Below are 18,911 nucleotides of genomic sequence, written 5' to 3'. Positions count from 1 at the left end.
CTTATTTTGTATTGAATTCAATGGTGAAATCATAGTCCTCCTCGGTATCCTCGGCAGCAGCGCTACGATTCGGCTTTAACAGAAGCAGTACACCTGCGGTTACAGCTACACCAACAAGGAAAGCGACCACAAACAGGAATGGCTCTGTGATAAACGGTATCGCGAAAACACCACCTGCCGGAATCGGACACAGACATCCGAAAATTACTGCCAAACCACCGGAAATTGCACTCCCCGCAGTACATGCCGCTACAATACGCAGCGGATCACTTGCAAGGAATGGAAAGACACCTTCTGTAATAAAGCATAAGCCTAGCGGAAGTGCTGTTTTTGCGGCTTCATGCTCTGCCTTTGTAAACCGTTTTCTTGCTAAGAATACTGCGATGGCAACACCAACAGGCGGTGTCATTCCACTGACCATGCTTGCTGCCTTCGGTGCATAGACCCCCTGTGTAAGCATTGCATCACAGAAAGCACCTGCTGCCTGTGCAAACGGACCACCCATATCAAAGCGCATACCGCCAATAATAGCACCCATCAAAAAGCCTGATTCCCCCTGCAGGGAGAGAAGCCAGTCAGTCATACCCTGCTGTATCATTGCCAAAGGTGTACCAATCAGATACATAAATACCAAGCCAACAGCAAGCGTTGACAATACCGGGATAACAAGCACTGGCATCAGGCCTTCAATCAGCTTCGGCGGCTTAATATAGGTTTTTGCAAGCCATGCAAAGTAACCGGCGATAAAGCCACCTGCAAGACCTCCAAGAAATCCTGCACCAACAACATTTGCAAGGGTACCCGCCGCAAGACCCGGAGCAATACCTGGGCGATTTGCTATCGAATATGCAATGCCTGCTGCAATCACGGGAACTGTAAATCCAATCGCCGCATTTCCAATCTGCTCTAACGCTGCCGCAATCGTTCCTTCCTGAATATCCACCCCTCCAAAAATCCTGGAAATCCCCAGACAGATACCGCCTGCTACAACTACTGGTATCATATAGGCAATCCCCGTAAGAACATGTTTTTTCAGTTGCAATTTTTTCACTATCTCCACCTCAGCTTTCTTTCAATTTTTCTTCTATCTGCATCAATAATTTTTTTGGCGCCTTCATTACCATTTTCATTGGCATATCCAGAATTTTTTTTCCTTTAAACCGTTCTCTTCCGGATATTTCGATATCTGCTGAAATAATGACCACATCTGCCTGTGCAATATCCTGCTCATCCAAAATATCCTCAACGCCAATGCTGCCCTGTGTTTCAATCTTTATTTCATGTCCCAGCTCCCTTGCTGCGTTTACAAGCTTTTCTCTTACCAGATACGTGTGTGCAATTCCTGCTGTACATGCTGTTATACCTACAATTTTCATACGCTCACCTTTCTTTCACTGTCTTGATAAAATAGCCTCCATGACATCCTGTCTGCTTTCCGCCTCATACAGCCGCTGCTTCACATCATCATAAGCCAGTGATTTAGCAACTGCCGCCATCATCGATAAATGACTCTGATCTGCATCGTGCTTCCGAGCGCAGACCGCAAAGAGGATAACCACCTTTACCGGAAGCTCATCAATACTCTCCCAGTAAATAGGCTCCTGCAATATGCCAACCGCAATTCTGTTTTCTTTCACTCCCTTCGATTTTCCATGCGGTATTGCAATATAGTCTCCGATTCCTGTGATACCTTCCGCTTCCCGTAAAAAGACATCCTTTACAAACGCATCCAAATCAATTACAATTTCATGCTCTTTCAACAGCCTAGCAAGCTGCCGTATTGCTTCCTCTTTTGAATCTGCCTGCATGGGAATCAGAATATCATCTTCCTGCAATATCTTTCTCAGCTCCATATTCCTTCTCCTTTATCTACTTTTATTATAGTGAATTTTAAAAAATATAAATTTCGTCTTTTTCCTTTTTACAACAGGAATTTTTTACATTATGCAATATCTTTTTTACCTGAATCATTATCAAAATACCTAAAAGAAAAACTGCCGGTATTTTTTCCGACAGTTTTCATTCGTTGTTCAGCAATTCTATTTGTGTGTATATGCTCCTGCTTTTCCAGGATATATCAATATCTACTTAGTTTTTTCTAGCATCAAATTCATTTAAAATATCTTCACGCTGTTTTTCATCATACAAATCGAACACGGTTAAGCACAGACTGATGATTCCCTTTCTTAGCTTGTCATCCGCACAGGGCAGCTTCAGATATTCGAGAAATTTAACATCATGCGCATAAGCGGGTGTTGGTCCCTTTAATGCCAGCTCACTGTACATCATCGGACAGACATGCGATACATTTCCTACATCACTGGAGCCGCTGGCATCCGCATCACTGTCCACAAAGTCACCGGAGCCGCAAAGCTTTGCATTTTCCACATACAGCTGCTGAAAGCTTTCCAAGTTGACCAGATCATAATAGGTATTTTCAAAATTACGATATTCCATCTGCGTTCCCGTCATGAAAGAAGCTCCCTTTGCGATATTGACGATTTTCGCACTGATTTCCTCCATATATGCCTTATCGGCTGCGCGGATGTAAAATTTGCACGCACACAAATCCGGAATGATATTGCATGCTTCTCCACCCTTGGTGATAATACCGTGCACCCGTGTGTCACAGCGCATCTGCTGGCGCAGATAGCTGATTCCCGTAAACATCAGATTGACCGCATCCAAGGCATTGACTCCCAGATGCGGATAGGCAGCTGCATGAGCTGCTTTTCCATGAAAAGTGAATTCCAGAGAGTCCATGGCAAGTGTAACGACATGTGCATTATTTTCTGCACCCAGATGCAGCTGAAAGGCAAAATCCACATCATCAAATGCGCCTTCCTCAACAAGAACACATTTTCCACCGGTTGTTTCCTCTGCCGGGGTTCCCATAATAACAATGGTACCCTCCAGTTCCTCCTGCATCTGTGCAAACATGAGCCCCACACCCGCACACACCGCTCCGATCCAGTTGTGTCCACAGGCATGTGCAAGCTCATCATGCTGCTCACCATACCCCGGCAAGGCATCATATTCTGCCAAAAATGCATAGGTCGCTCCCGGCTTACTGCCCTTCAGCTCGCATCGAAATGCTGTCTTCAAAGACCCGTACGGGAGCTGTACAGAAAAGCCTGCCTCCTTCAGCTGTTCACAAATATAAGCACTTGACAAAAATTCCTGATCACCATCTTCGGGATGTTCGTATATCCATTTGCTGATTTCCTCAGCTTTGTCCTGCACCTTTGCCGCATACAGCTCTTCCAGCTGCTTTTTTCTTTCTTCTTTCATATCGTAGCCTCCATTATTCTCATTAATATTACCTTAAGGATACTAACATCAGTATTTACATATCCATTTACAGCATGCAGTTATATTAAGCCTGTCACATGGAATAAGAAACAGAGATGGGTTCTCTGTTTCTTTATTGTGCTATTCGATTGTTACATGTTCAAAGTAGAACATTGCTGCCGGTGTACGTTCCAGCCCCTTCACACCCGGCTTTTTCAGCATCACCTGTGTATTTGTTACCAGTGGAATGAAGTAAGCCTGTTCAACAATCATTCGATTCTCTGCATCATGCAGCAGCTGCATACGCTTCACAGCATCCGTTTCCAGTGCAGCCTTCGCCATTAGATCCTCGTATTCTGCATCATCGAAAATCAGGACCGCTTGAGATTCCTTCTGCCACATACCAAGATATGCTGCGGCAGGATCCAGTGTCGTGGCACTCAGACCATAACGGCTTGTTTCAAACTGACCGCCATCTACCTGCTGATAGAAGACACCCTGTTCCACCTGTTCAATTTTCAAATCAATATAAATTTTCTTGAACTGTTCCTGCAGTATTTGAGCGATATCCATATTTACCTGCTGACCGGTCGTCTTGTATTTGATTGTCAGCTTTTTGCTGTCGGAGTATCCAGCTTTCTTCATAAGTGCCTGTGCACCCTTCAGATCATATTTAATTAAATTACCTGCATCATCCGCTTCTTTACGGAAATCTTCCTTTTCTCCCTGAATTCCATGTGGAACCAGACCAAACAGCGGCGTTACATAATCTCCTGTATCCAGTACCTTTACGATACCGTCACGATCAACTGCCATTGCCATTGCTTTACGAACATTGACGTCCTGCAGTGCTTTATTTTCTGTAGATAAGGAGTTGATGTCAATAAAGTAATTGGATACATATGGATCCACCCGATACAGATCATCCTTGCCTTTATAATTGGTATATCCTTCATTTGCAACATAGGTAGCAAAATCAATCTCTCCTGCATCATAGCCCTGATACTGAGAAACGCTGTCTTCCATAATCTTGAAGTGCAGTTTTTCCAGCGTTGTTTTGTCTGCCTCGTAATATTCTGTATTCTTTACCAGATCAACCGCATCTGCAGGATTCACACTTTCTGCCTTGAATGGTCCGTTCACCGGTACATCTGCCGATAGAGACCATTCGGAATTCTTTTCCTTTGCAATATCAGAACGAAGCGGTGTATAAATCCCCTGTGTCATCAGCTTGTCAAAATATTGAACAGGCTGAATCAAGTCAATGGTAAAGGTTTTGTCATCCACCTTTTTTACGCCAACATCCTTCATATCCTTAATTTTCATATTCTTTTCATAAGCCTTTTGCGCTCCGACAATGTATTTTCTTCCATCCTGTGCATTATAAGAATTCTCAGGACCGTAAGAAAGTCCTCGCTTGATACCGTAAACAAAGTCGTCTGCCTTTACTGCTTCCCCATCACTCCATTTTGCGTCCTTAATGGTAAATGTGTAGGTTTTCCCATCCTCGCTGACTTTATAGTCCTCACAAAGATCCTTTACCAGCTTCCCTTCCTCGTCCAGCTTGAACAAGGTACGATACATGTTCTGAATTACGATCATGGAATACGTGTCATCCGCAAGCGCCGGATCCAGACTGGTAATCTGTCCGCCAAGTGCAACCTTGAGCTCACTGCTGCTTTCTTCCCCGCCCCCGCAGGCACTCAGGCTGAGAACACTGATTCCCATGAAGAGCGATAACATCAGTTTTTTTAGCTTTTTCATACAGTTTCTCTCCTTTTTACATTTATTATCATACCTTCTTTTCGATTATTTTTCAATAAATGTAAATACTTTCAACATAAAACTTATATAAAAGTAAAAGTGTTTACAGAAATTAAGCATACCGGTCTTCTTTCAATATTAAATTTGCCTGATTATAAGACCTGCATAAAAGGAGCCTGTAACCAACTCCTTTTACAGACTCCTCTATTATAATTGCTCACCGTTTGTTTCAATAACTCTCTTATACCACGCAAAGCTATCTTTTTTAAATCGATTTCCAGTACCGTTTCCCTGATCATCATAATCTACGTAAATATGTCCGTAGCGCTTCGTAATTTGTGCAGTTGTTGCGGAAACCAGATCAATGCCACTCCATGAGGTATAGCCCATAACATCAACACCATCTATTTCAACTGCTTTTTTCAACTCCCGGATATGCTGTCTGAGATAATCAATACGGTAGTCATCATGAATCCTTTTGTCCTCACACAATACATCTCTTGCGCCAAGACCATTTTCAGTTACAAACAGCGGTATCTGGTAACGGTCATAAAATTTATTCAAGGCGAGACGGAAGCCTACAGGATCAATTACCCAACCCCATTGTGTTCGTTGTAAATAAGGATTTTCGAGTTTTCCAAGCATACGTTCATTATCTGTTAAATCCGGATCGTTATCCGGATTGATCGGGGCAATTCTAGTGAAATAATAGCTGAATGCAAGGAAATCCACCTTTCCCTTTGCTAAGATTTCATCGTCACCTTCCTGTTTCTGTAAAACAACCTGCTTTTTCTTCAAAAAACTGTCCGCATAATTCGGATATCTTCCTCTTACAAACACATCTGTATAATAGTAGGTTTCCCTGTCACATTCCAGCTGTTCCAAAGCATCCTGTGGATTCGGAGTCTGTGCATAGGCAAGTGTACCGCAAACCATGCACCCAATCTTTAAATCCGGATATGATCCATGACTGTAGGCTGTCACAAGAGCATGCGCCACCAGTTGATGATGTGCTCCCTGAAACATATCCTGTTCCTTATTATCCTTACCTCTGATTAACAGACCTCCTGCACAAAACGGTATCGTACTGATAAAATTCATTTCGTTAAAGGTGATCCAATAGTTAACTTTTTCATGAAAGCGGTCCAGTATTGTTTTCGCATATTTTACATAATGATCAATAACGCATCTATGTTTCCATCCGCCATATGCCTGTACCAGATACAATGGCATTTCGTAATGTGATATTGTTACAAGCGGTTCGATTCCCTGCTTTTTCAGCTCATCAAAAACGCGATCATAAAAAGCCAGTCCTTCCTCATTTGGTTTATCTTCAATTCCCTTAGGATAAATTCTTGTCCATGCAATTGACATGCGGAAACACTTGATTCCCATTTCCTTCATTAAAGCGATATCTTCTTTATAACGGTGATAAAAGTCATTTCCTGTATGATAAGTATAATAACGTTCCGGATAAATTTTTAAATTCTCCGGATATTCTCCGGCAGTTCCATCGTATAGTATATCTGCAGTGGAAATACCTTTTCCTCCCTCCTGCCAGGCACCCTCGCACTGATTTGCTGCAGTGGCAACACCCCATAAAAAAGTTGATTTCATAACGTTTATTTCCTCCTGTTCATTTCCAGTTCATATAATGTTTCCACAAAGAATAATTCACTTTGCGTTGTCATAAGCGTATCCTGTGCATGGGAGAACAAAACGGTTACCTCAATATGTTTCCCTTCAGCTTCTTCATGCAGTATATCAGTCTGCGCCTTGTGTGCAAGCAGAATGCTATCCCTTGCTTCCTCCAGCTGCTGTGCAATCGCATCCATATTTTGCCCCTCTGCGATCCGTTTTCCTGCATCCCGTAAAATATTTCTGGCATTTCCGGCATGCAGGATAATATTCATAGCAGCTGTGATCACGCATTCTTCTTTTGTCTGTTTCATACTGTCTATACCGTTTCCTTTCCTTCTTCCGCTGCTTCTTTTTTCATTTCCTGATTTTCATATACTTTAAAAAACGGAAGATAAATCAGATAAATCAACATAAATAACAGAATCCAGAAAATCACCCCTCTGAAGTCATAATTTATAAGGAAGGTAGCGATGGGTTGCGGAAGGAAGTTCATTTGAAATGCTCTAGCTGGAATATCCACAAAGCCCACTGTAAGAACCAGATAAACAAGCGATGGTACTATAAAGGAGACCAGAAGATAGGGAATCATCATAATCGGATTCCATACTACAGGCAAGCCGTACATAACAGGCTCATTGATATTGAACAGGGATGGAAATATAGCTGCCTTTCCTATCGCATTTATTTTCTTTGATTTTGAACGGAGCATTTGAATATTCAAAGGCATTGTACAGCCCATACCGCCCATACAGCACCAGCCACAGAATACCACCTCAACTGTAGTGATGAAAACTGCATCCTTACCTGCTGCGACCATATCTATATTGGCAGCAATATTATTTAACGCCAAAGCAAGGAAAATAGGATATACAGCCCATGCGCTCAGCCCGAGACTGTAGCATAATGCCATAATAAAATACAATAATACAAAGCCTAAGTATGTATTTCCAATAGCTGCTATCGGAGATACTACTTCTTCCATCAGATCGAACAGGTTAACACCATAGCCAGCAATCAGGATAGCGATGCCGATAACAAGAAACACAGGCACGATGGATTCAAACCAGTTCACAACAATGGAAGGCAGACTTGTATCCTTTGAAAACAGACCATGCTTGAAATAGACAGCAAATATCGCACCGATCAGTAAGCCAACCAAAAGACCCACCGTCATCCCTCCGGTTCCGATATAACCGGCATTGAGTGAAATACTGCCATCACTGAATACCGGATTACACAACGCCAGCAAAACCGAAACACCGGTAAATCCGGATATGAGCTTTGCACGATTCTGCTTTTTATTTTCCATTATATTATACGGTAGGATAAAGACCAGAAATATACCAATCAACCCAAAGGAATACTGATTCACCAAAGACAGATCGGGTACCCATTCCCAGAAATTACGCAGGGTATTAATCAGACTGGCAATAGATCCGACAAGAATCATCGGCAATACTGTTTGAAAGCCATTCTGAATCGCCATAACATAGGCATTTTGTGTAAATCTTGATATCTTCGTACTAAATGGACCTGCCAGCCAGGCAGTTATCCTCTCATAAATGTTTTTCATACCTTCTCCTTTTCATTTAATAAAGACAATACAGTATCAAATCCTCTTTCTCCATCCAATGTAGAATAGACAAAGTTATCCAGTACTGCATATGGCTTTTGATGCAGAGCACAGATATCCCGAATCATATCCTCATTGAATTTCATTTGCGGTGCGACAAGTACAACATCAAATTCATCAACGACCTCTGACAGCTGAGAATAACTGTATGCATCAGAAACAGCATCATAGCCCCTCGCTATTCCTGCCTTTCTAATCTTCTGTGCAATCATCCCACTTGATACACCGTTTCCGCAAATCAGTAAAATCTTCATGTAACTCATCTCCTTTCACTCTTTGCACTTTCATTATTACATGTACCGGAATATCTGTCTTTCCATAATTTTCCTAAGCGTAGGAAAAGAATTATTTGGTGCTTTTTATTGAATGTATATATAATATATACATGGAGGGTATATAGGTGAGAATAAGGAGATCGTTATGGATAAGAAAAAGAAACTACTTGCTTTATTATCAAGTGCAAATCATCCTGTTACAGGAAAAGAGCTTTCTTCACGCCTTAATGTTTCAGATCGGACGATTCGAAATTATATCCGTGAAATAAATGAAGAAAAACTTATCATACAATCTTCAAGTAATGGCTACCGGCTTTCCACACTGGATAGTACCTGCAATCAAAAGCCCGACAATTCCTTCGTTTATGATTTTTCATCACAAAATGAACGTCTTTTATATATCTCGGAGAGAATTATAACTTCTTCACAGGACGCTGATTTATATGATATTGCAGATGAGATTTATATCAGCTATTCAACGATGGAGAAAGATCTGATACAAATCCGAAGTCTTATAAAAGACTTCCATCTCTCTCTTCAGCGTGCAAACGGAAAAGTAATCATTCAGGGTAGTGAAGAAAGCAAGCGTTCTTTTATACGCTATCTGCTTTCTGAACAGGATTCTGCAACGGTTCATAATACACTTCTTGCTATATGCAAAGATATTCATATTTCCTTTGATACGCTAAAGGATCTGATTCTTTATCATACCCGTCAGCAAAAGCTTTATGCCAGTGATTATGCGATAAAAAACATTTTAACGCATGTCATTATAACGTTATCAAGATTACAAAATAAATATTCACTGCAGCAACAAAATACACCTTCAGCACAGGAAAAAGAACCGGAAAGCATCTGCGCAGCAAATATCATTCAGGAAATAGAAGCAAACTATAATATTATGTTTAATACAGAGGAGAAAAATCAGCTAATATTTTTACTTATGAGTAAAACTGCCAGATTGGATCGTAGTATTCAAACAAAAAAACAGACACAGAATTTCATCAGCCAGGAATACATAGCATTCACAAAACAGCTGATAGAGAACATCAATTATATTTATTATATTGATTTGAATGATTCTGATTTTATCAACTTCTTCTCTCTTCATTTGAAAAATGTATTGTTTCGCTGGAACAATAATACCTTTAATGTCAATCCTTTCAGCGATCAGATTTTTATTCAGAACCCGCTCATTTATGATATCGCTGTTTATATAGCAAATGAAATTCATAATCGATATCACTGTAGACTCAACAAAGATGAAATCACCTTTATATCCTTGCATATCGGAGCGGTGATTGAAAAAAAGGCAGAAGAAAGCCATACACATAGAGCATTGCTCATTATGAATGAATACTATTATCCAGTTTCAAATTACCTTTATCAATTCCAAAAAGAATTTCAAAATAAAATTGATATTGTTTCCATTATGCAAAGTTCGCATTCGATCGACACAGAAGGAATAGATTTTATAATTGACGCCTCCGGTGAGCAAAACAAATCGTATGCTGTTCCAACGATATTGATCAGCCCTCTGTTTGATAAAAAGGATTTGCATAAAATACACGATTTTCTCAATATACTGATTGAACAGCAGCATACAAACACATTAAAACATCAATTTAATTCCTTTTTTTCTAAAGATATGTTTGAACTGGAGCATTATGAGTCTGATGCTAATGCCATGATACATTATATCTCGGAAAAACTGATTGATGCAGGAATAGCTCCTGCATCCTTCACGCAGTCTGTCTTAGAGCGGGAAGAAATAACCTCAACAAGCTTTGACAACAGAGTTGCAATACCGCATTCCATTCTTTGCTCGACAAGCAGAAACTGCGCTTATGTAATCGTCAATACTACACCTATGAAATGGGGATATTTTGAGGTCAATATCATAATTATGATTGGTATAAATCACAACCAGAGAAGATTTTTTAAAGAGCTTTACAGTAATTTATTGGAAAAGCTTCAGGATATCACGATAATTCAGGAATTAATTAAGGTTAAAACCTATGAGGCTTTCATTAAGCTTCTTACTGAATGATTTATCATATAGCTTACAAATCCTGCAACATAGCACGTAAAAAAGCAGAAGACTATGTTAAGGTTCTTTCTTACTTTAGGGTGTTTGCAAAAAAGAAGAAATCAACATCTATTGATAACTACAATAGTGTTGATTTCTTCGTGTTTTAAATTCACCCACAATTGAGTAAGAACCTATGTTAAACCTCTGCTTTTTTACTGGAATTGTATGATAAACGTTACGAATTATCATGATACAGATAAATGAAATATCAATCATTTCATCATCCCTCAGCCAATAGAAAATCAATAATATTTTTATGTTGTATTCCCTGCTGGCTGAAATCCAGCTCATCCATAGACAAAACGTATTTCGGATAATTATCTCTGATCAGTAACAGCGGTGCAAATTCACGTTCTCTCGTGGCACTATCAGGCATCAGGTAGCTTACCTGAATATACAGACATTCTTCATTCTTCCTGCAAACAAAATCAATTTCCTTCCTCATGACTTCTCCTATAGAAACATCATATCCTCTTCGAAGCATTTCAATGCATATTATATTTTCAAGCACCAGTTCAATATCACGTATATTGCTATGAAATAGATATTGTTTAAAGCCATGATCACAGATGTAATATTTTTCCTGTGTCTTTAATACTTCTTTCCCTAATAAATTACCCCGTGGTGTTTTTTGAAAGAGTAATGCATCTGATCCCATTTTCAAATAAGAAATAACGGTATCTATACTGACTTTTAATTGCTCATTTTTTAAATATTTAACAATGCTTGAGGCTGATATCAAATGTCCTATATTATCAACTGCATACGTTAAAACCCGTTCCATAATCAATGGATTTCGAACATTATTTCTTGAAATCATATCATTTAATACAATCGTAGAAAAGACCCCGCTCATATATTCTTTGAACTTTTCTTTATCATTTAAATAACTTACAAACGGCATTCCTCCATACTGCAAATATTCCTGAAATAAAACCTTTGATATTATCTCTCTATTCTGATCCTTTTGCGCAGCAGCATATTCTTTAAACGAAAATGGAAAAACCTTAATTTCAACAAATCTTCCTGCAATATAAGTAGCTAGTTCCCCTGATAATAGCTTGGCGTTTGAACCTGTAATGTATATATCGCATCGTACATCAACCTGCAGGGCATTGATACATTTTTGCCAATTCTTTACATTTTGAATTTCATCTAAGAACAAATAGCAGCAACCTTGAATATGTTGAACTTCATTCTTAATATGCATATATAGCTTCTTATCATCTAACAGGTCGATGTATTCATAAGATTCAAAATTATAGTAAAGTATCTGATTAGGTGAAATTCCTGTTTTTTCATAGTATTCCTGAACCTGTCTCATAATTGTCGATTTTCCACTTCTGCGAAGTCCGGTTATAACCTTAATTACATCCATATCTTTAAAACCAGCTATCTTTTGAATATAGTTCTCACGATATAGCATGAGCATCACCTCTTATTTCGATTATAATCGAAATAAGATATAATTTCAACTGTATATCGACTATAATCGAAATTATATCATTTTCTCTATTTTTTTCGATTATAATCGATAATGAGTTTTGCTTAAATTCAGAAAAGAAGCCCTTTTAAAACTATATCAGGATATTCAATAAATTCCTATAATACGATAGTTTACTGACGCTCATTCATAAAACATAACATACAGAAACTAGGAACAGCAATCTGTAAGAACACAAAAAAGCGATTATCAACTGCGCATGATAACCGCTCTCCTGCTCATTTCAAATGTGCGTCAAACCACTCTGCCATTTCCTGCAGTCTGCGCAGTCTGTGCTTCGGTTTTCCACTTCTGCTCAATTCATGATTCTCTTCTGGAAACAGACACATGCGGCTTTCCACATCATGATATTGCAAGGCTGTAAACATCTGCAGTCCCTCGCTCAACGGACAATTATAATCCTCCAGTGAATGGATGAACAGCGTCGGTGTCTTAACACAGTCCGCATAGGCCAGCGGAGAAGCCTTCCAGATTTTCATGACGTCCTTCCATGGCGTGGTCTGCATCTCATTGGGATCAAAGCTATAGCCGATGCAGCTGGTACCAAAATCCGAAATCCAGTTCGCAACACTTCGCTGGGAAGCCGCAGCCTTGAAGCGCTCTGTCTGCGTGATGATCCAGTTTGTCATAAAACCGCCATAGCTTCCGCCAAGCACGCCTAAGCGTTCACTCTCCAGTGCAGGGGTTTCCTGAATTACTTCATCTGTAAACGCCATCAGATCCTCATAATCAATCGTACCGTATTTCCCCCGCAAATCCGCATATTCTTCACCAAAGGAATCGCTGCCTCTTGGGTTTGTATAAAACACCATATAGCCCATGGATGCGAACATCTGCATTTCATGATTGAACACATTTCCAAATGCACAGCGCGGTCCTCCGTGGATACTCAACAGACCCGGATAGCGCTTCCCTTCCTCATAATCGGCGGGATACAGAATCCATCCCTTCTGTGTGCCTTTGTCACGATTGGTATACAGGACTTCCTTTGGCTGTGCACATGTATGTGTCTGTAAGTACTCCGCATTCCATATTGTCAGTTTCTGACATTCATCAGATTTACGGAAATAGATTTCCTCCAATGCATTTTCTTCCATTTCCAATGTATAACAGCCCTGTTTCGCCAAGGCGATATCACGTATCACATTGGCTTTTGGTGTCAGACAGATGTCCTCACCATCCATGGACAGCGCATACAGCAGACAGCGTCCCTCTTCGTTTTTCAAATGGTATACAATCTGATCCTTCATCAGCATGGACGTGGAGGCTCCGACATGGCAGTCGGTCACAATATTGCAATATGCGTAATGCTCGCAATCCAGCAGCTTTTTAAGCCCCTGTTCTTTCGTCCAGACATAGAAATCCGCCGCCTCTTCATTGCCATACCTCTGCATATCCGTTCCTGTGAAAACAACCGTATCCTCCTCACAGACAACACACTCTATGCGCATTTCATCACAGGGAAGAATTTCCCTTCTTTCCATAGCTTCTGTGGAAAAGGTGAAAACTCCCTGCGTCAGCGGTTTCTTTGTGGAATACTCCTGTGCACTGCACACAATTTGCGAATTTGAAACCGTCAGGTTTTCCACATGCCAGTTTCCTTTAAACAACGCTGTGGATATCTGACTTTTCTCTTCAAAGACATACAGGTGGTTTCGCTTCCCGCTAATATATCCGGCACCGTTATCCCAGAATGGAATCTGTGTCAGTACGATGGTGTCATCGTCATTATTTTTTTGTACGGATTCTTCTGCCAGATAAGCATAACGCTGTTCACTTATCCTTTGCAGCTGTACAACATTCGCAGATATCGTAAAGGCCGGTGTGGTACATAAGGTATCCAGATGCAGACGAACAAATTCCGTTTTCTGTTCCCCGACAGGCTTTTGGATCAGCAGTGTATGCTCATCTTCCCACAGGAAGGTGGAAAACTGCTGCTTCTGATAGATACAGAAATTCTTACCTCCCTCCAGCAGCCACAGACTTTTTTCATACGTATCACTTGCTTTCGCCATCTGCGTATGCACATAAACCAGACGGTTCCCGGAAGGAGATGCTTTCAAACCGCTCAGCAGGTGCAGCTGATAGAGGTCGTTTTTCTCTATGCGTTTCTTCATGCCTTGTTTCCTCTTTCACGCATATGCTCATCCAGTAATCTGCGGATTTCCTCATATGCCGCATCGACATCCGTATTTTTAACCGTATGACGAAACAGTGATGATAATTCCAGTTCAACCAGCGCCTTGGAAATTCTGCGCTGTGCGCTGGCAGCATCGTCCCGATACCGTAACATGATCTGTTTCTCCAGCTCCTCCATGCTTTCCGGTTCCACGAATACGCACAAAGCATCCGGATATTGTAGCTTGATCTGTCCCACACCCTGTGCTTCCACCTCAACCATGACATTTTTCCCACTATTTAGCAGGAAATCCACCTGATGCTTTGGTGTTCCATAGTAATAGCCGTCAAACTCTGTATACTCCAGCAGCTCACGATTTCGCAAAGCCTGCGCAAAGGCTTCATGATTGACAAAATAATAATCCCTGCCATCCACTTCCTCCCCGCGTTTTGGACGGGTCGTCATGGAAATGGAATAATTCAGATGCAGTTGTTCATCACCAAGCAGCCGGTCACGGATATCCTTTTTTCCCACACTGCTGGCGCCGGTTAATACAAACAGTAAACCCTTGTTCATGATGTTTCCTCCCGGTATCATATGCAGCAGGAATGATCGCCGCATACCATACCTTTTCCTTTCTTTCAAAAAAACGAAAACACAGCCGGATGGACAGTGCTTCGTTTTCCTTTTATATGATTACATTATTTTTCATACAGGAAGCAGGCAACCGTTCGTTTTCCAACGTTTACCATTCCCGGTTTTTCCCTGGCACAGCGCTCTGTGGCATTGGGACAGCGGGTACGGAATACGCAGCCGCTCGGGGTATCCAGCGGACTCGGCAGCTCGCCCTCCAGTACGATGCGCTTTTTTTCTCTAGCAACACGGGGATCGGGAATCGGTACCGCTGACAATAAAGCCTGTGTATACGGGTGCAGCGGTCGATGATACACATCGTCACTCTCTCCGATTTCCACCAGATTTCCCAGATACATGACACCGATTCGGTCGGATATATGCTTTACCATGCTCAAATCATGTGCAATAAACAGATAGGAAATCCCCATCTCCTTCTGTATATGCTCCAGCAGATTGATGACCTGTGCCTGTATGGAAACATCCAGTGCACTAATCGGCTCATCACAGACGATGAACTGCGGATTCAGGGCAAGCGTTCTAGCGATTCCGATACGCTGCCGCTGTCCACCGGAAAATTCATGCGGGTAACGGCGGATGTGATCCGGCTTCAGCCCGACAATATCCAGCAGCTCGCGAACCCGCTGTTCCCGCTCTTCCTTCGTGTTGAAAATATGATGAATATCCATCGGCTCGCGAATGATTTCTCCCACCGTCATACGCGGATTCAGACTTGCATAGGGATCCTGAAAAATCATCTGTACATTCCTGCGGAATTCCGCGAGATGGCTGCCTTTGATTTTCGTAACATCCTCTCCATGGTAATACACCGTTCCGCTTGTAGGCTCATAAAGCTTGACGATTGCACGACCGGTGGTACTTTTTCCACAGCCGCTTTCTCCAACAAGTCCGAAGGTTTCTCTCGGATAGATTTCAAAGCTGACGCCGTCCACGGCCTTTACTACCTGTTTTTTTGTGAACAGGCCGCCCTTGACCGGGAAATGCACCTTCAGGTTTTCCACCTTCAATACTGCATCACTCATTGGACTTCACCACCTTTGTGTGCCTTGGGATGCTGCAGCCAGCAGGAACAGCGATGCGTAGCAGATATCTGTGTTTCCTGCGGCATATGCAGCTTGCATATTTTCATTGCAGCTGCACAGCGATCCGCAAACGGACAATTCTCCTGAATATTCAATAAATCGGGAGGACTTCCGGGAATCGGATGCAATTCCTTTTTTTCCAGCTCATTCGGATTGGAAATACAGGACAGCAGACCGATCGTATACGGATGCTGCGGATGCTCAAAGATTTCAAATACCGTCCCGGTTTCAACGATTTTTCCACCATACATAATCGCGATACGATCACAGATACTCGCCACAACACCAAGATCATGCGTAATCATGATAATACCGGAATCAATTTCCTCCTTCAGATGGGAAATCAATTCCAGAACCTGTGCCTGTATGGTCACATCCAGCGCCGTTGTCGGCTCGTCCGCGATAATGATTTTCGGATCGCAGGCCAGCGCGATTGCGATGATGATACGCTGCCGCATACCACCGGAAAACTGATGCGGATACTGTCGTATTCTGGCCTCCGGAGAAGGAATACCAACCTTACGCATCAATTCGATTGCGCGCTTTTTCGCTTCTTCCTTTGATATATCCATGTGATTCAGAATCGGCTCCATTAACTGCGTTTCAATACGCAGAACCGGATTCAGAAAGGTCATCGGGTCCTGAAAGATCATTGCCAGATCATTTCCGCGGATGTGATCCATTACCTGTTCATATTCCTTACGGTCGGAAAAAGCCTTTGGCGATATTTCCTTGCCGTCAATGGTGATACTGCCATCCTTCACGATTCCGTTGCCTGACAGCAGCCCCATAACGGAAAACATCGTCTGACTCTTTCCGGAACCGGATTCTCCTACGATTCCCAAAACCTCTCCCTTATCCACAGACAAAGACACATCACGCACGGCGTGTACCATACCGTTTTCTGTTTCAAAATCGGTAGAGAGGTGTTGTATTTCCAGCATACTCATATGATTCCCTCCCTACTTCTTCTTTTTCTTCGGATCCAGGGCATCCCCCAGACCGTCACCGATAAAGTTTAAAGCAAGCATCGTCAGACAGATTGCCAGAATCGGCCACAGTGTCTGCAGCGGATACGAGGTCAGGGTACTTCTTGCCTCATTGGCCAGCGTTCCCCAGCTTGCCTGCGGTGCGCTCAGACCGATTCCCAGAAAGCCCAGAAAGGCTTCATAGAATATCGCACTTGGAACCAGCATCGTGACAGATACGATGATCGGCCCCATGCTGTTGATAATCAGATGCTTGAAAATAATACGTCCGGTTCCCGCTCCCAGCACCTTGGCTGCAAGGGAAAACTCCTGTTCCTTCAGCGTCATGACCTGTGCTCGTACCTGCCGGGCCATCCCCATCCAGGACGAAATACAGATACCGATCAGAATGGAGCTCATCGACGGTCCCATGACCACAACGATCATAATGACATACAGCATATCCGGGATGGAATACATCATATCCACAAACCGCATCATTGCCATATCAATTTTACCGCCGAAGTAGCCGGCAATTCCTCCGTAGAGAACACCGACACCAAGAGAAATCAGCGCTGCCGCAAAGCCGACGCTTAAGGAAACACGTCCGCCCCACATGATACGAACCAGAATGTCACGACCGAATTTATCGGTACCCATCAAATGCTGAAGAGACGGACCTATATTGCGCAGCTCCAGATTCTGTCCGTCATAGGTATAGGGGGATACCATTGGTATGATAATCGCACACAGCAGCATGAACATCAGGAAGCAGAAGCCTACAAATGCCAGCTTGTTCTGTCGGAACCGATGCCATGCATCCGCCAGATAGGTCCGGCTTTCATATGCTATTTTTTCCGCATTTTTTTCAGAATCATCCAGACGTTCAAACAGATCGTCGCTCAATTCTTCCTGCAATAATTTATCACTCATAGCCTTCACCTCCTAATCCAGCTTGATCCGCGGATCGATGATGGCGGACAGGATATCTGTAATCAGATTAAAGGTGATGACAAGAAAACCAAGGAATATCGTCAGCCCCATGATAATCGGATAATCTCGTGTTGTAATACAGGATACAAATGCACTGCCGATACCCGGTATCGAGAAAACACTCTCGATGACGAAGCTTCCCGTCAGCATGAAGGCGAACATCGGACCTGCATAGGTCACCACCGGCAGCATGGCATTCTTCAAGGCATGCTTGATGACAACCTTCTTATACGGTGTTCCCTTGGAGCGTGCCAGGATGATATAATCCTGATTCATAACCTCCAGCATACTGGAACGGGTCAATCTGGCAATCATAGCGATGGGATAAAACGCAAGTGAAAGCGCCGGCATGATATAGTTGAGCGGACTGTTCAAGCCGATAAACGGCAGAATATGCAGCTGCACACCGAATACGATCAACATGATCATCGCAATCAGAAATGACGGTACGCTGACACCGATGGTCGCCACAAACATACACAGGTTGTTCACCCACTTATGCCGTGACAATGCTGCCCCGGTTCCCAGTGCGATTCCTCCCACCAGTGCCAGGACAAAGGCAATCAGCCCCAGACGTGCGGTTACCGGAAAGCCGGTTTTAATATAATAGGAAACGCTGCGTCCGGTATTGATCATACTTTCTCCGAGATTCCCCTGTGCGACCCCCTTCAGGTAGATCACATACTGCTCCATCAGCGGCTTATCCAGATTATACTTTGCCTCTGCGGCAGCCAGTGCCTCCGGTGTCTTATACTTCGCCAGGGAAAATGGTGATCCCGGCGTTGCCTTCATCAGAAAAAATGTAACGCTGGCTAATACAAACAGTGTCACAAATCCGATCAGCACACGTTTGATGATATACTTTGGCATTCAAACAACCCCTTTTCTCATTCTA

Annotated in this window: 17 protein-coding genes; 1 reads left to right on the top strand and 16 read right to left on the bottom strand. The window is 42.4% G+C overall.

Annotation, left to right across the window (positions count from 1 at the left end):
* Position 1 precedes the first annotated feature (1 nt).
* The 9 genes from G4D54_03395 to G4D54_03355 all read right to left on the bottom strand — a co-directional run bounded on the left by G4D54_03395 (position 2) and on the right by G4D54_03355 (position 8,583).
* Positions 2-1,051 carry a PTS fructose transporter subunit IIC gene (locus G4D54_03395; protein ID QJA01534.1) on the bottom strand — a complete coding sequence of 350 codons (1,050 nt, stop codon included), beginning with the start codon at positions 1,049-1,051 and terminating at the stop codon, positions 2-4.
* Positions 1,052-1,061: 10 nt separating this feature from the next.
* Positions 1,062-1,376, bottom strand: a complete 315-nt coding sequence (locus G4D54_03390; protein QJA01533.1) for a PTS fructose transporter subunit IIB — start codon at positions 1,374-1,376, stop codon at positions 1,062-1,064.
* Between the two features lie 15 nt (positions 1,377-1,391).
* On the bottom strand, positions 1,392-1,853 hold the full coding sequence (locus tag G4D54_03385) for a PTS sugar transporter subunit IIA (GenBank protein QJA01532.1): 462 nt from the start codon (positions 1,851-1,853) through the stop codon (positions 1,392-1,394).
* 235 nt (positions 1,854-2,088) lie between these two features.
* Entirely contained in the window at positions 2,089-3,291 is a 1,203-nt protein-coding gene (locus G4D54_03380; protein ID QJA01531.1) for a M20 family metallopeptidase, read from the bottom strand.
* A 141-nt stretch (positions 3,292-3,432) separates the two neighbouring features.
* Positions 3,433-5,055, bottom strand: a complete 1,623-nt coding sequence (locus G4D54_03375; GenBank protein QJA01530.1) for a peptide ABC transporter substrate-binding protein — start codon at positions 5,053-5,055, stop codon at positions 3,433-3,435.
* A 207-nt stretch (positions 5,056-5,262) separates the two neighbouring features.
* Positions 5,263-6,672, bottom strand: coding sequence for a family 1 glycosylhydrolase (locus G4D54_03370; protein ID QJA01529.1), 1,410 nt, complete (start codon positions 6,670-6,672; stop codon positions 5,263-5,265).
* A gap of 5 nt (positions 6,673-6,677) precedes the next feature.
* Entirely contained in the window at positions 6,678-7,007 is a 330-nt protein-coding gene (locus G4D54_03365) for a PTS lactose/cellobiose transporter subunit IIA (GenBank protein ID QJA01528.1), read from the bottom strand.
* A gap of 5 nt (positions 7,008-7,012) precedes the next feature.
* The gene (locus G4D54_03360; protein QJA01527.1) at positions 7,013-8,269 is read right to left on the bottom strand and encodes a PTS sugar transporter subunit IIC; all 1,257 of its coding nucleotides are present in this window, start codon (positions 8,267-8,269) and stop codon (positions 7,013-7,015) included.
* Complete coding sequence (locus G4D54_03355) at positions 8,266-8,583, bottom strand: PTS lactose transporter subunit IIBC (GenBank protein ID QJA01526.1); 318 nt, start codon at positions 8,581-8,583, stop codon at positions 8,266-8,268. Before G4D54_03355 ends, G4D54_03360 begins: the two co-directional genes overlap by 4 nt.
* A 166-nt stretch (positions 8,584-8,749) precedes the next feature.
* Here G4D54_03355 and G4D54_03350 point away from each other — a divergent pair, with 166 nt between their 5' ends.
* Entirely contained in the window at positions 8,750-10,654 is a 1,905-nt protein-coding gene (locus G4D54_03350) for a PTS transporter subunit EIIA (protein QJA01525.1), read from the top strand.
* 262 nt (positions 10,655-10,916) lie between these two features.
* Here the strand turns inward: G4D54_03350 and G4D54_03345 are convergent, their stop codons facing one another.
* From G4D54_03345 to G4D54_03315, 7 genes are all read right to left on the bottom strand, one after another.
* Positions 10,917-12,122: an ATP-binding protein gene (locus tag G4D54_03345; protein QJA01524.1), complete on the bottom strand. Its 1,206-nt coding sequence runs from the start codon at positions 12,120-12,122 to the stop codon at positions 10,917-10,919.
* Between the two features lie 296 nt (positions 12,123-12,418).
* Positions 12,419-14,317 (bottom strand): S9 family peptidase, encoded by a 1,899-nt coding sequence (locus G4D54_03340; protein ID QJA01523.1) that lies wholly within the window; start codon positions 14,315-14,317, stop codon positions 12,419-12,421.
* Positions 14,314-14,895 (bottom strand): guanylate kinase, encoded by a 582-nt coding sequence (gene gmk, locus G4D54_03335; protein ID QJA01522.1) that lies wholly within the window; start codon positions 14,893-14,895, stop codon positions 14,314-14,316. Before gmk ends, G4D54_03340 begins: the two co-directional genes overlap by 4 nt.
* A gap of 125 nt (positions 14,896-15,020) precedes the next feature.
* The gene (locus tag G4D54_03330; protein QJA01521.1) at positions 15,021-15,995 is read right to left on the bottom strand and encodes a dipeptide ABC transporter ATP-binding protein; all 975 of its coding nucleotides are present in this window, start codon (positions 15,993-15,995) and stop codon (positions 15,021-15,023) included.
* On the bottom strand, positions 15,992-17,005 hold the full coding sequence (locus tag G4D54_03325) for an ABC transporter ATP-binding protein (GenBank protein ID QJA01520.1): 1,014 nt from the start codon (positions 17,003-17,005) through the stop codon (positions 15,992-15,994). Before G4D54_03325 ends, G4D54_03330 begins: the two co-directional genes overlap by 4 nt.
* A gap of 12 nt (positions 17,006-17,017) precedes the next feature.
* Positions 17,018-17,956 (bottom strand): ABC transporter permease, encoded by a 939-nt coding sequence (locus G4D54_03320; protein ID QJA01519.1) that lies wholly within the window; start codon positions 17,954-17,956, stop codon positions 17,018-17,020.
* 12 nt (positions 17,957-17,968) lie between these two features.
* Entirely contained in the window at positions 17,969-18,886 is a 918-nt protein-coding gene (locus G4D54_03315) for an ABC transporter permease (protein QJA01518.1), read from the bottom strand.
* Positions 18,887-18,911: the final 25 nt, after the last annotated feature.

This window comes from [Clostridium] innocuum (assembly GCA_012317185.1).
Classification (GTDB): domain Bacteria; phylum Bacillota_I; class Bacilli_A; order Erysipelotrichales; family Erysipelotrichaceae; genus Clostridium_AQ; species Clostridium_AQ innocuum.
This window is presented reverse-complemented; position numbering and strand designations above follow the sequence as displayed.